Origin of the sequence: Alcanivorax sp. S6407, from assembly GCF_023016115.1 — a bacterium.
GTDB lineage: Bacteria > Pseudomonadota > Gammaproteobacteria > Pseudomonadales > Alcanivoracaceae > Alcanivorax.
Map to the genome: position 1 here is coordinate 130,383 of NZ_JALKBH010000002.1, position 12,221 is coordinate 142,603.

At 51.6% G+C, this 12,221-nt stretch carries 10 protein-coding genes; all 10 read right to left on the reverse strand.

Annotation, left to right across the window (positions count from 1 at the left end; genetic code table 11):
• Nucleotides 1-319: 319 nt before the first annotated feature.
• On the reverse strand, nt 320-1,759 hold the full coding sequence (locus MWU49_RS03870; RefSeq protein WP_246968399.1) for an MBL fold metallo-hydrolase: 1,440 nt from the start codon (nt 1,757-1,759) through the stop codon (nt 320-322).
• Between the two features lie 523 nt (nt 1,760-2,282).
• Nucleotides 2,283-3,368, reverse strand: a complete 1,086-nt coding sequence (wecA, locus tag MWU49_RS03875) for a UDP-N-acetylglucosamine--undecaprenyl-phosphate N-acetylglucosaminephosphotransferase (RefSeq protein ID WP_246968402.1) — start codon at nt 3,366-3,368, stop codon at nt 2,283-2,285.
• 447 nt (nt 3,369-3,815) lie between these two features.
• Nucleotides 3,816-4,565, reverse strand: coding sequence for a YdcF family protein (locus MWU49_RS03880; RefSeq protein WP_246968405.1), 750 nt, complete (start codon nt 4,563-4,565; stop codon nt 3,816-3,818).
• Nucleotides 4,566-4,624: 59 nt separating this feature from the next.
• Nucleotides 4,625-6,625 (reverse strand): acyltransferase family protein, encoded by a 2,001-nt coding sequence (locus tag MWU49_RS03885; protein ID WP_246968407.1) that lies wholly within the window; start codon nt 6,623-6,625, stop codon nt 4,625-4,627.
• A gap of 8 nt (nt 6,626-6,633) precedes the next feature.
• Nucleotides 6,634-7,752: a glycosyltransferase family 4 protein gene (locus tag MWU49_RS03890; protein WP_246968409.1), complete on the reverse strand. Its 1,119-nt coding sequence runs from the start codon at nt 7,750-7,752 to the stop codon at nt 6,634-6,636.
• A 15-nt stretch (nt 7,753-7,767) separates the two neighbouring features.
• A complete protein-coding gene (locus tag MWU49_RS03895; protein ID WP_246968411.1) occupies nt 7,768-8,808 on the reverse strand; it encodes an EpsG family protein in 1,041 nt (346 codons plus the stop codon).
• Between the two features lie 16 nt (nt 8,809-8,824).
• Nucleotides 8,825-9,616 (reverse strand): hypothetical protein, encoded by a 792-nt coding sequence (locus tag MWU49_RS03900; protein WP_246968413.1) that lies wholly within the window; start codon nt 9,614-9,616, stop codon nt 8,825-8,827.
• Entirely contained in the window at nt 9,594-10,253 is a 660-nt protein-coding gene (locus tag MWU49_RS03905) for a haloacid dehalogenase-like hydrolase (RefSeq protein WP_246968415.1), read from the reverse strand. Before MWU49_RS03905 ends, MWU49_RS03900 begins: the two co-directional genes overlap by 23 nt.
• Entirely contained in the window at nt 10,253-11,491 is a 1,239-nt protein-coding gene (locus MWU49_RS03910) for a glycosyltransferase (protein WP_246968417.1), read from the reverse strand. Before MWU49_RS03910 ends, MWU49_RS03905 begins: the two co-directional genes overlap by 1 nt.
• Nucleotides 11,463-12,200 (reverse strand): sulfotransferase family 2 domain-containing protein, encoded by a 738-nt coding sequence (locus MWU49_RS03915; protein WP_246968419.1) that lies wholly within the window; start codon nt 12,198-12,200, stop codon nt 11,463-11,465. The genes MWU49_RS03910 and MWU49_RS03915 overlap by 29 nt, the downstream gene beginning before the upstream one ends.
• Between the last annotated feature and the right edge of the window lie 21 nt (nt 12,201-12,221).

The following is a 12,221-nucleotide window of genomic DNA, read 5'->3' on the forward strand; positions in this document are numbered from 1 at the left end:
ATTGTACATGCCAAGCGCCTAACCCGCAGCCGCCCAGCGGCCCTTTACGCATCAGGCCCTTTCCTTCTCCGATAACGGGCCGTCCTGCGGACGGATCGCCTTGCGAGCAAGGCTCCTACAAAAGCTCAGCCTCCCCCCCGTAGGAGTCCATGCTCGCATGACGATGAGCGCAAGCGAGCCCTTCCCCGCAGCAGTGGTCCCACCAAGAAAAGCGCGTCGCGCCTTCGCCTTTGATTTACCTTGCAGCTTGAAGCTTGCAGCTCTGCCCCTGACTTTCCTCGCAGCTGGTAGCTCATAGCTCACAGCTAATATCTGCTCTTCAAGGACACCACACCTTCACCGGCAATCCCCACCGCCCATATTGCGCCTCCAACGCTGCCTGCAATCCCGCCTTGGCTTCCGCATCCCCATGCACCACCCGCACCTCCTGCGGCTGATCCTGCATCCCCGCCACAAAATCCAGCAAATCCTGCTGATCCCCGTGAGCGGAGTAGCCACTGATGGAGGTCACCGGCACCGAAATCGAATAACGCTCGCCATCCAGCTCCACCTCCCCGCCCTGGCCCTGCTGCTGAATCGCCCGCCCCGGCGTGCCCCAGGCCTGATACCCCACAAACAGCAGGTTATGGCGGGCATCCCCCAGCATGGCCTTGAGATAGTTCATGATGCGGCCACCGGCACACATGCCACTGGCGGCAATCACCACCGCCGGCCGGGCACTGTCCGCCAGATGCCGCACCATGCGCATATGGGCATCGTGATCATCCACGGTCAGCAACTGCTCGAACCCCAGCGGCCTGCGCCCTTCATCCAGGCGCTCCCGGGCTTCCTCATCCCAGAACGCATCCAGTTCCCGGTACACCCGGGTAAACCGGCTGGCCAGCGGCGAATCCAGCACAATGGGCAATTCATCCCAGTCGAGGTGTTCGTTCATGGCAGCGGAGCGATGGCGATGAATCAGTCCTTCCAGCTCATACAGCAGCTCCTGGGTGCGGCCAATACTGAACGCCGGGATCAACAGCGTGCCCTTATCTTCCATAGCCCGCAGCAGTGCCCGCTCCAGCCGCGCCGAACGGGCTGCCCGGCCCTCATGCATGCGATCCCCGTAGGTGCTCTCGATCACCAGGCAATCCGCCCGGTACGGCGATTGCGCCGATCGCAGAATCGGCGCCAGCCTGGCCCCCAGATCCCCGGAAAACACCGTCACATGCCCCTGCGAATCCCGGCAAGACACCGAGGCCGAGCCCAGAATGTGCCCCGCCGGCAACAGCTGGATAAAGGCCTTCTCTCCCCCCGCGCCCCTCTCCAGAGGTAACGCCACCCAGTCCTCATAGGGCACTGCCACCAGCCGCTCATCCAGCAGCTTCAGGAACGCCTCCACCTGCGCAGGCTGGCGACTGATCCCCAGCTTGAAGGCATCTTCCAGCACAATCGGCAACAACCGGGCCGACGGCTCACTGCAATACACCGGCCCGTCGTAGCCGGCCGCAAACAACCACGGCAGCCGCCCCACATGATCAATATGCACATGGGTCAGCACCACCGCCTGAATACGGGAGATATCGAAATCAATAGAAAGATCCGACGCGGACGCGCCAGCCGGGCCGGTATCACGGCCCTGAAACAACCCACAGTCAATCAGCACAGATGCCGAGTCACTCACCACCCACTCATGGGCAGACCCCGTCACCCCCTGCACCGCACCATGGTGCACTACATCCGGAAACACCTCATCCTGAGGCCGAACACGACAATCCATGTCTAAAACTCGCTTCATGCATCACGCAACAAGCAACACGCCAATCCCTGGCGCACCCTCAATGTGGACAGCTTAGGCCCTTTACCCCCCCTCGCCCATCCCCCAAATGTAGCAGTCGTTTCCATCCGCACCACCGCCGCAGGAGCGCTCTGTGATCGTCAGGGTCAATCACAGGCATGATTGGGTGTATTCTCGTGGGAGCGGTGGTCCCACCGCGATGGGAGTTACAAGGAAAGGAAAAGGCAGCTTTAAGCTATGAGCTTCGAGCTGTGAGGGAAATCAAAAGCCAGAGCCGGGGTTCAGGCAAAGGTTTGGCTTTTTGTGGGAGTCTGCTTGCAGACGAAGGTTTTGGATATTCGCGTGCAAGCACGCTCCCACAATGAACCCGCAGCGGGGGGGGCTTGGGCAGTGGTTCCGCCGCGAAGACCGTCCGTAGGCCTGCCTGCAGGCGATCTTTAGATTTTGCCCTTCCTTGCAGCTTGCAGCTTGAGGCTTGTAGCTGCCTTTAACCTTGCCTTCCCTTTCAACTTTCAACTTTCAACTTTGAACTGCTCTTAACCGCCCGCGAACGCCGAAACACCGCCAACAACCGCCACACATTGCTCAACGCATAGTCATACAACGCAAACACCACCGCAAACGCCACAAACATCACCCACTCCGGGATCTGCAGGAACTCACCCAGCAACCCGAAACCGGCAAAGGCCATCGCCACAGCAGTAATGAACACCAGCGCCTCACGGTCGGAGAACCCGGCGCGCATGAAGATATGATGCAGATGCTCCCGATCCGGGCGCATCACCGACTGCCCCTTGCGGGCCCGGCGCACCATGATCGCCACCATGTCGATCAGCGGAATAGCAATAATCCACAACGCCGTCACCGGCCGGAACGCAGCACCTTCCAGCGGCGCGCCCTGAATCATCAACCAGACAATGGCAAAGCCGATAAACATGGAACCGGCATCACCCATGAAGATACGACGCTTGAAAGGCGGAATCCGCAGATTCGCCATCATATAAGGCAGCAACGCGCACGACAGCCCCGCCGCCAAGGCCAACCCGGCCTCATGCCCGGGAGAAAACGAAAACAGCAACGCCAGCGACAGCAAGGCAATCAGCGACAAACTCCCCGCCAGCCCATCAATACCATCAATCATGTTGAAGGCATTGGTGGCACCAATCACCGCAGCAATAGACACCAACGGCCCCAGCACACCCAGCTCGATCACGCCCAGGCCCACCAGATCCCCAAAGGATTCCAGCGAATCGCCAGAGCCGTACACCAGCAAGGCACCCAGCACCACCTGGGCAAACAAACGGAACTTGGCAGAAATGTCCCGGGCATCATCAATAGCGCCGAGCACCACCAGCACCGAAGCACACAGCAGGAAAATCACATAGCCAGTATTGAGCGGCATCACCAGCATAAAGCCCAGGCATACCCCCACAAAGGCACTCAGCCCACCAATCAGCGGCACCGCACCCTTGTGAGCTTTACGTTGATTCGGCTTGTCGAGCAGACGGAACTTCACCGCAAAGGGCATCAGCATCCGCAGGGAAATCAGGGCAAAAACCCCGGAAAGAAAAGATGTGCCAGCCGCTTCCATGAACTTCACCCAAGACCAGGTTGTTGGCAACAAAAACGGGAACCAAGGGGCATCCCTCCCCTCCCGCACAAAAGTCCTGACGATGATTCAGAACCGGATGCGATTATACGCACCAAGTCAGTGAACCACTACTCAATGACCAAAAAATTACAAAGCAAATTGTATACCACCCACCCCCACCCCGAATCCCCCAAATTGGGGATAAACAAACTCACCCCATCCACCTACCCCCACACCCCCTGTAGGAGCCTTGCTCGCAAGGCGATCCATCCAAAGGACGCCCCGTAGGACCGAGCGCAGCAAAGGAACATCCGTAGGACCGAGCGTAGCGAAGGAACGTCCGCAGGACGGCCCCGAAGGGGTAAGCGCAGCGCATAACCTGCCCGCAGGCGATCTTTTGACTTTGACTTGCCTTGTAGCTTGTAGCTTGTAGCTTGAAGCTGCTCTTCACCTTCCAACCCAAACCCCAACCCACTCCTTCATCGCCCGCGCACTCCCATCCAGCGCCCGCGTACTCGGTAACCACCCCTGCCACCCCGGCCGCGCCATCACCTCATGATCCGTCGCCGCCGCAAACACGCTCAGCCCCGCATCCTCAAACTGCGCCAATGCCCTGGGCATATGCAAAGCCGACGTCACCAGCACAATCCGCTCAATCCCCCGCTCCTCCAGCAACGCCGCAGTATAAGCCGCATTCTGCGAGGTATTCCGGCTGTCATCCTCCAGCAGCAAAGCATCCCGTCCCACCCCCAGCGCCACCATCACCCGTGCCATGGATTCCGCCTCGGAAAAGGCGCTGTAATCCGGATCACTCCCGCCACTCAGCACCACCAACGGCGCCTTACCGGCATGAAACAGCTGGGCCCCAAACCAGACTCGATCAGCGCCCGCCTCAAGATTGGGCACCACAGCACCAACAGAAGGCGGCGTCACCCCGCCCCCCAGTACGACAATGGCATCAACACTAGGCACTGAAGCAATTGCCACCGGAGGGAATTGACCCTCAAGCGTGCCACGCAGCCAATCGCTGGCCACAGGCAACGACCACGCACCCAGCCAGACCACCGCCAACACACCACAGAAAACAGAAAGCCGCGCCCGACGCCCCAACGCCAGCAAAAGAGCCAACACACCAAGAAATAGCGAAGCTCCTAGCGGAGAAATCAAGGCAATGGCAAATTTGGAGAGGATGTACATGGCTGTTCCGTTATCAAGTTTCAATCACGGCCAAACCCTGCCCGCCGCCAGAGCAGCAATTAATCAGGGGCCGCCATTTCATTACGGAATGGATTACCAAAATGCTTGAGATACTGTTCGCCAACAAACTCGGACCCCATGTAATTCAGGTGGTTACCATCCTTGTACAAGGGCAAACCATCAATCTCAGAGTAGCAATAGTCGTCATCACAAATGACACGGGAAGGGTCAATAACCATCAAGGTGTCAAATTCCGCCTCAAGGCTATCTACCATTTTATTCCAGGCGGAAAACCTGGAATCGAACTCCGACCGGACGAGATTACAGTCCGCATCCAGACCAAAACGATGATTATTCAACGTGCAGCGTGATATATCGCTTTCGAAAGTAGGGTTACCTTTAATCAAGACAGGGACAGAACCATAACTAACGACAGCCTTGATCGTTTCACGCAGCGAATCATGAAATAGAGAGTCATCTGCCATCCCACGCTCATCCTCGCCTAGCGTAAACAGCCCCCCATTAATATGCCCCGCATAACTCGCCCCCAGCACAACATAATGATAACCACGAGGAAGCAACTCTGTTGCTATATAGTCATTACGCTTTCGGAAGCTGGCATGGTGAACCAGCTCATTACCTTGCTTGTAATACCTGTCAGTGTTCATAAGAAAGACTGAGTTGCTTTGGGTAACGTCGTACCCCCTTAGCCCGGCTTCTCGGGCCAGCACGTCAATCATTCCGCTGAAGTGATTGGCATGTGAATCACCAACAAGCAATATGTCAACATCACTCTTTCTCACACCCAGAACACAGTCATATTCGGGCAAGGGCGCTGAAACAGGCCCTTCATTGCAGCGTCCACGCTCCGCATCCGCATGACTCATCACAGCAGCAGCCCTTCTATTCAGATCCTCAGAGAACCGCACCGGCAGCCCCCCTTTTGCGATAATCACATATGCAATCAACGTGAAAACAGCCGCAGGCAAGACAAACCCGGCCATAATTACACAAGAACTGGAGCGCGAACGGAAATGCCGGGCAGGCAACTCAAGAAACTGATACGTCAGCCAGGACAAAACCAAAGCGGCGGAGATAACAGCCATCGCAATCGAAGGAGTTATTTCAATGAGATGGATATTCAGGAAAGCGATGATCGGCCAGTGCCATAGATATGCAGGATAAGAAATCTTGCCAATAGCGACCGAAAAACGGTTTGTCAGAAGGGGACCAACAATCGGAAGACCTTCTCTGGCAAATAAAATGATCAACGCCGTGCCGATGCAGGGAATCAGTGCATTCAGACCTGGAAACCAGATACTCTTGTCAAAGAAGATAGAAGAATAAGCGATCAACCCCAACCCCATGGCCGAAAGCACCATCCGTACATAACGAGAATAACCCCCAAGAGTGAACGAGGGGAGAAACACAAGTGCCGCGCCGATCAACAACTCAAAGGCTCGCGTTGGCATCAGATAATAGGCTGCAGCGGGATAATTCAAGGCACCATATTGAGAGACCATAACGGTGGCAATCAACATAAGTACGATAACAGCCGATATCGACAATCTGGATGGAAACAGACGCACCAGAACCAGAAAGCCAACAGGCCAGAAAAGATAAAACTGCTCCTCTACCGCCAGAGACCACAAATGCAGCAGCGGAGTGGTATCAGCTCCGGATCCAAAATACCCGCCCACGGCGTCCCACATGAAGAAGTTCGCCGCGAAGAAGGTAGAATAAATCGTGCTTTTGGCAAACTGAACTAGCTCCGCCGGGAGCAGTGTAAAGCACGCCAAGACTCCAGAAGCAAGCAGCACTAGAAAGTAAGCAGGTGCCAGCCTGATCACTCTACGCCGGTAAAAGCCGCCAAAAGAAAAGGCTGATGAGCTCACTTCCTTTACTAGAATGGAGGTAATGAGATAACCGGAGATGACGAAAAAAACGTCAACGCCGACAAATCCTCCGTTGAAACCCGGTATACCAAGGTGGTGGAGAATAACCAACGCCACAGCAAGAAAACGGAGCCCGTCTATTTCAGGGCGGTATGCAATCGCCATTATTACTGTTAATCCTTCCCATTAATTCCATTCAGGCAGCTGATATAAGCGCCGACAACAACCTTCTCACTAAAGGTGCATTCCATTCGTTTCCGTGCAGCTTCTCCAACTGCTTGAAGCTGTCCAGCCCCCATACCGATTACCGCAATCATCTGCTCAGCCAGAGACTGCTCATCACGCACCTGGCAAAACCAGCCCGTCTCGCCAGCCACAACCGCCTGCCGGCAACCCGGCACATCCGTCACAATGGCAGGCCGGCCCATTGCAGCAGCTTCCAGCACCGTTCTAGGCATCCCTTCCCGGTAAGATGGCAGCACCAGCACATGAGACTCCGACAGCACAGGCCGCACATCATCAGTGGCACCTCTATACTCCAGAAAGCCTGCGCCCTGCCAGGCCACCACTTCCTCTTCAGTAATGGCACTGTGGTTACTCACTCCCAGCGGCCCCACCAACAGACAACGCACCGGCAGCCCCTGCGCCTTGAGCAAACGGCATGCACCGGCATATTCCCGCACGCCCTTATCACCCAATAGCCGAGCAATCATCACAAAGGTAACCTGATCACCCTCCGGCAAGGGCTGCACACCAAAATGCTCAAGATCCACACCTGACCCCGGCAACAACGTCAATGGCGTAGCCCCCAGCAAGCCGGTGTCCCGAAACACCGCCAGATCTTCCTCATTCTGGAAGAACAGATGTCTTGCATGCCGATTCACCCAGCTATACACCTGCCGCACCCGACGGAAAAGCCAGGAGTCATGAATAAAGGCCGTACCCAGCCCGGAGATATTATTGGCAAAGGGCAGCCGTAACAGGATGCACGCCAGCCCGCCATAAAGATTCAGCTTGATGGTGAAGTTGAAAACAAACACGGGCCGATAGCGGCGGAAGGTTCGCCAGATAAACAGCAGGCTCTTCAGCTCCTGAACCACCCCGGTACTCTTGCCCACCATGGGAAGAGCAATGTGCTTCACCCCCAACTCAGTCTCCAACCGCAGACTAAAGTCGTCCAGTGGGGACAGACACACCACTGAATAGCCTTGTGCCTGGATGGCCCGAATGGTGCTTTTGCGGAAGTTATAGAGATACCAGGAGGTGTTGGATGTGAGAAAAACGGATTGCATCAAAAAGCGCCAAAGTCAAAGAAGCAAAAACACTTGGTAAGGAACCCAGAAGTGGGAATGGGTGGCAAAAACGAGCCAGACAAACTGCACTAATGCGTAATAGCAAACCACTGCTAGCGCAATAGCAGCACGCCATCGAGGCTCTTTCACAATAAAAGGCAGGTGTGAAAACACGAACATCTGTATAGGGATCAGATAAAGTGCCACACGATCCGTTGCGGTAGAAGACAGCCCAACTAAAGGAATACACGCTAGTGAAAGCACAGACATCCAGAACCAGAGTTTTTGCTCTGCCTCAGACAAGTGCATACGCCGAGACAACAAGAAAAATAAGGCTGCAGGCACGGCGTTCATGATGACCCGAATCAGGCCACCCTGAGAGTGATATTCAGCCTCAACGTAGTTAGCCCAAAGCCTATCTGCCGAATCAAAAACAAAAAAGTAGGCAGCCACTAGTGAAATCACGCCCCCCCAAAAGAGGCTCCAGAGCCGATTGGATGTGGAGGCAAGGGCGGCAACGGGTAACATTAAAACCGCCGATTTATGAAAAGCCGACCCCAGTATGATCCAGAACATGAAACCACGCATATTGTGATTGCCCAGGGAGACAAGCCCAAGGAGAAGCAACCCCAAAGCCGCAGACTGTCGCGTGTATCCCATCCCCACGACAATAATCATATACGGGACAGCGACCAATAGTGCCAAAAAGGGTAATGGGGTCTGCCTTGCAAAGCGGACAACACCCGCCATTAGTATCATCCCGCAAATCGTATTAATCCAATAAATCCCGCCGCCGAATTGAGCAACAAACCAGTTGATGAGGTAATAACCAGGGTCACTTCCAGCGAGAACATCCAGGAAATCCATTTCGGTTCTGACATTGAGATGCTTGATATAGGAAAACCAGTCACCACCAACTTGATATCGAAGCCCGATAACCAATGAAAAAACAAGCCATAAAAAAGCAAATAGATGCCTCTGCCTCCTGGCAGAATCACCATTTGATAAAACGAGTCCTAAAGCTGGCAAGAAAAACAAAAACCAATAAGGAATCATGCGCAATACTCAGGGGTTACCACTTGGGAGCAGCCAGCCTGTAAACAAACTGAACGAATAGCAGCCAAATCAAAACGAGAACAGGTGCAAGACTCTGATGCAGGACTGCAAGGTAAATTACAATCGGGGTGACAGCACAATAGGCCTTCATCAAAAAACCCTGCAATTTACGCTCAGGGAGGTCAAGGCGTCCCTTGGCATCAAGATAAGTGATAAACCGTGGTAAAGTGAAAGTAGCCGCAGCCAGTAGAAACACCAATTCCACACTTGGCAATTCAGACTCAACAACGAGAGCAGGAACAACCGGTAGAGAATAGCGAAACAGTGACAACTGAAAAAATGTAAAAAACTTGATTTCGACACGCCTGAGCGTGTTATGAGCCACCAATAATAAAATCAAAGCTGAATAAGCAGTAACAAAAACATAATCATGAAGAATATTCAGTTTCAAACTCAGCAGCAAAAACACGAACAACCTGACAATAACGAATCCCGATAAGAAGCCCTTCGTTGGCGAAACCCCCAACCTGTCTCTTGGCGTTTCATCATGAATCAAACCATAAGAGTCATTTGCCACATAACCAATTTCATACACACACAAAAAAAGCACATAGCCAGAAATAAAAAAAACGATAGAATCGAGAAACGAAAGCCCAGAGAGAACCAAGATCAATATGAATGCAGGAACCCAGGAAGTCGCTGCATTTACGACGAAATCCCGAACGGAATTGGTCCTTGAGTAAAATGTATATAAATACGGCACCCACAAAATATATTTATTACTATCAGTAATAGATAATTTCAGCATTATACTGTGACATCCATTGCTTTTGTCGCCCCTTGGCAACAAGATAAACGGGTTTAGCCGACCGAATTAAATCGGAGTCGGATTCATTGTCTGTAATAACAGAAAAATCAATCTCGTCTAAATTCACACCAAGAAATGCTTCAAGGCTGCTACGTTTCTTTCCCGCAATATCATTTTCCAATCTTCCTGTACACACGCCGCCCTTAAATTCAAGCTTTGATGATACTGACGGCAATTGCATCATTGTTGCTATAGCATCGATAACAACATCAAGACTATTTGAGGCCAAAACAGGAGACCAACCTGAAGACCTCATGCTCTCAATGACTTCATTGGTCCTGGAAATGCTTTTATCGTTGAGAGACAGGCAATACGAGGCAGCGGCCCGCTGTAGAGACTCAGCAGTCGCCCCCTTCAAGGTTAAAACGAACAGTTTTTTGTGGAAATCAACACCAACAAATCTTCCGATTTTAGCAATAACAAAGGGAATAACGCGTCGCCGACCACTCAGGATTTTAAGAATATAAGCTATACGCCGGCTATGGTTTTCTTTATGAAAATGAACAACAAAGCCTGAAGTGGTGTTTTCATCAAACAACGTCCCACAAACATCTACAGCCAGAATTTTATTCGCCATCAAGCCCTCTCAGAAGAAGCAAAATCGTTATAGATTTCATCATACTTCGATATAGCTTCATCAAGGTTAAAGTATTTTCTGGCGCTCTCACGGACCAAGGAGCGATCCCAGAACCCTCCTTGCGCCATGAGAGAAGCACACTCATCAATACTTTCATCTGAAAAGTCAGACAAAACGAATCCATTCTCTCGGCCAGTAATAATTGACTTGATATCGCCTACACCCTCGTTAGCAATCACAGGCAATCCACAAGAAAGATATTCTCCAACTTTGGTTGCTGAAACCCCCTTGCTTGAGAAGGACTGAATAATCAAAGAAAGCCCAACATCAGAAGCACACAACAAATCCGGCACTTCAGCGTGAGGCACTTTGAGGCAGATTAGATCATCCAGTTCCAGATCTACAGAAACCTGTAACGCTTCCTCGATCAATAATTCAGGATCATGGGTACCGATAAAAAGCAACTTTGGCGAGACACCACGTGACTTTAACTTTTGAAAGAGTCTAAATGCCACATCTTTTCGATATAGTGAACTGCCACCACCGAGGAAGGTAAGAACAAAATCCTTCTTGTTAACGCCAATTTTCTTCCTGGCTTCAACTCTTTTCCCCTCATCGAACCTGAATGCTTCCTGGTCAACGGAACACGGGATAGTGACAACTTTCGCACCAGAATATGATGGATGTTTAAGGATTACTTCCCTGGCGTCATTTGTGAGCGTTACAATTACAGACGCACGAGATATTGCCTCTCTCTCAATACGCCTAAAATAGACCTCAACCATTTTCCAAAACAGGCTTCCAGATTTCCACTGCCCCCCTTCGACTCTTTGATCGATCCAGAAACCGCGCATATCAAAAACAAAGGGAATACCTAGTGTCCTGGTAACATCAAGAACAGTCTTTAGTGGCATGTAGCTACGACAGTGAATAACCTCAGGCTGTTCACTTAACACTAAACGCGTTAGCTTTCTTTTTATTCGCCATGGATTGATGAATCGTGTAAGAACCCGAGAGATACCGCCAGACAAAAAAACAGGAAAATGCTGAATTCCGAATGAAGGGAATAGCGCAGAAACCTCATTATTAAATGATTCTAAGGAATCAGGTTCCTGCTCTACGGAGACAACTTTCAACTGGTGCCCTTTGCACGCAAGCCCATTCAAATAAGGCGCAACTTGAGCAACACCAATATGATCCAGAAGACCGTTATTTGTAACAAAAATCGATTTGGTCATTATTAGTCAAACTTGTATGAAAATTCATAAACATCTGCCCGTAAACCCTGCTAACAATATCAATCATTTTATCCGAGTAGTGAGTTCGGTAATCATTGCCACTACCTCTCCGATAATGAGGAAGATTTTGAGTGACCCCCAAACGATCACAAACGACATTATAGTCATGCTCCAAATTCTCAAACCTACCCACGAAATCCATCATCATTTTTCCTGACGACGGATCACACACCCAATCTCTTTGGTCCCTAAAGTGATCATATCGCTTTATAGTCTTGGCAAAGACAGGATTAGAAAGCGCATTAACAAATTCCTCAAATCCAGAGAACCGAGCCAACATCTGAGTAGCCCAACGGTGGTCCCTGTGTTGTGTCATGCCAATACAATGATGAAAATAGTTATAGCCAGAATAAAGCCTATCCCAGGGGTTCCTGACAAAAGTGAACTTATAGTACTGATCAACCAATTCTTGAGAATAAGCCATATGACGGCGGATGGGTCTATGCCCCACAGATTCTCCAAAGAGAGCCCTGCCGACACTGCTTCCGGCAGCCTTGGGGATGTGTATAAAAATACATCGCCGGGTGTGAAAACCTTTAATGAAAGGGTTTCCTCCAGGCCACAATCCACGGTAAAGGATTCCAGGAACGTCAACCTGAAATTGGCAATTCTTGATTCCGATTGCAAAATTATCTTTGAACGTTAGCATTGTCGAACCCCGAAAAATAAA

Bases quoted from the DNA above. Each gene is read 5' to 3' on its own strand.
- MWU49_RS03910 (WP_246968417.1), bottom strand. From the start codon at position 11,491: ATGACCAAATCGATTTTTGTTACAAATAACGGTCTTCTGGATCATATT.
- MWU49_RS03890 (WP_246968409.1), bottom strand. From the start codon at position 7,752: ATGCAATCCGTTTTTCTCACATCCAACACCTCCTGGTATCTCTATAAC.
- MWU49_RS03915 (WP_246968419.1), bottom strand. From the start codon at position 12,200: ATGCTAACGTTCAAAGATAATTTTGCAATCGGAATCAAGAATTGCCAA.
- MWU49_RS03900 (WP_246968413.1), bottom strand. From the start codon at position 9,616: ATGCTGAAATTATCTATTACTGATAGTAATAAATATATTTTGTGGGTG.
- MWU49_RS03895 (WP_246968411.1), bottom strand. From the start codon at position 8,808: ATGATTCCTTATTGGTTTTTGTTTTTCTTGCCAGCTTTAGGACTCGTT.
- wecA (WP_246968402.1), bottom strand. From the start codon at position 3,368: ATGGAAGCGGCTGGCACATCTTTTCTTTCCGGGGTTTTTGCCCTGATT.
- MWU49_RS03870 (WP_246968399.1), bottom strand. From the start codon at position 1,759: ATGGATTGTCGTGTTCGGCCTCAGGATGAGGTGTTTCCGGATGTAGTG.
- MWU49_RS03905 (WP_246968415.1), bottom strand. From the start codon at position 10,253: ATGGCGAATAAAATTCTGGCTGTAGATGTTTGTGGGACGTTGTTTGAT.
- MWU49_RS03885 (WP_246968407.1), bottom strand. From the start codon at position 6,625: ATGGCGATTGCATACCGCCCTGAAATAGACGGGCTCCGTTTTCTTGCT.
- MWU49_RS03880 (WP_246968405.1), bottom strand. From the start codon at position 4,565: ATGTACATCCTCTCCAAATTTGCCATTGCCTTGATTTCTCCGCTAGGA.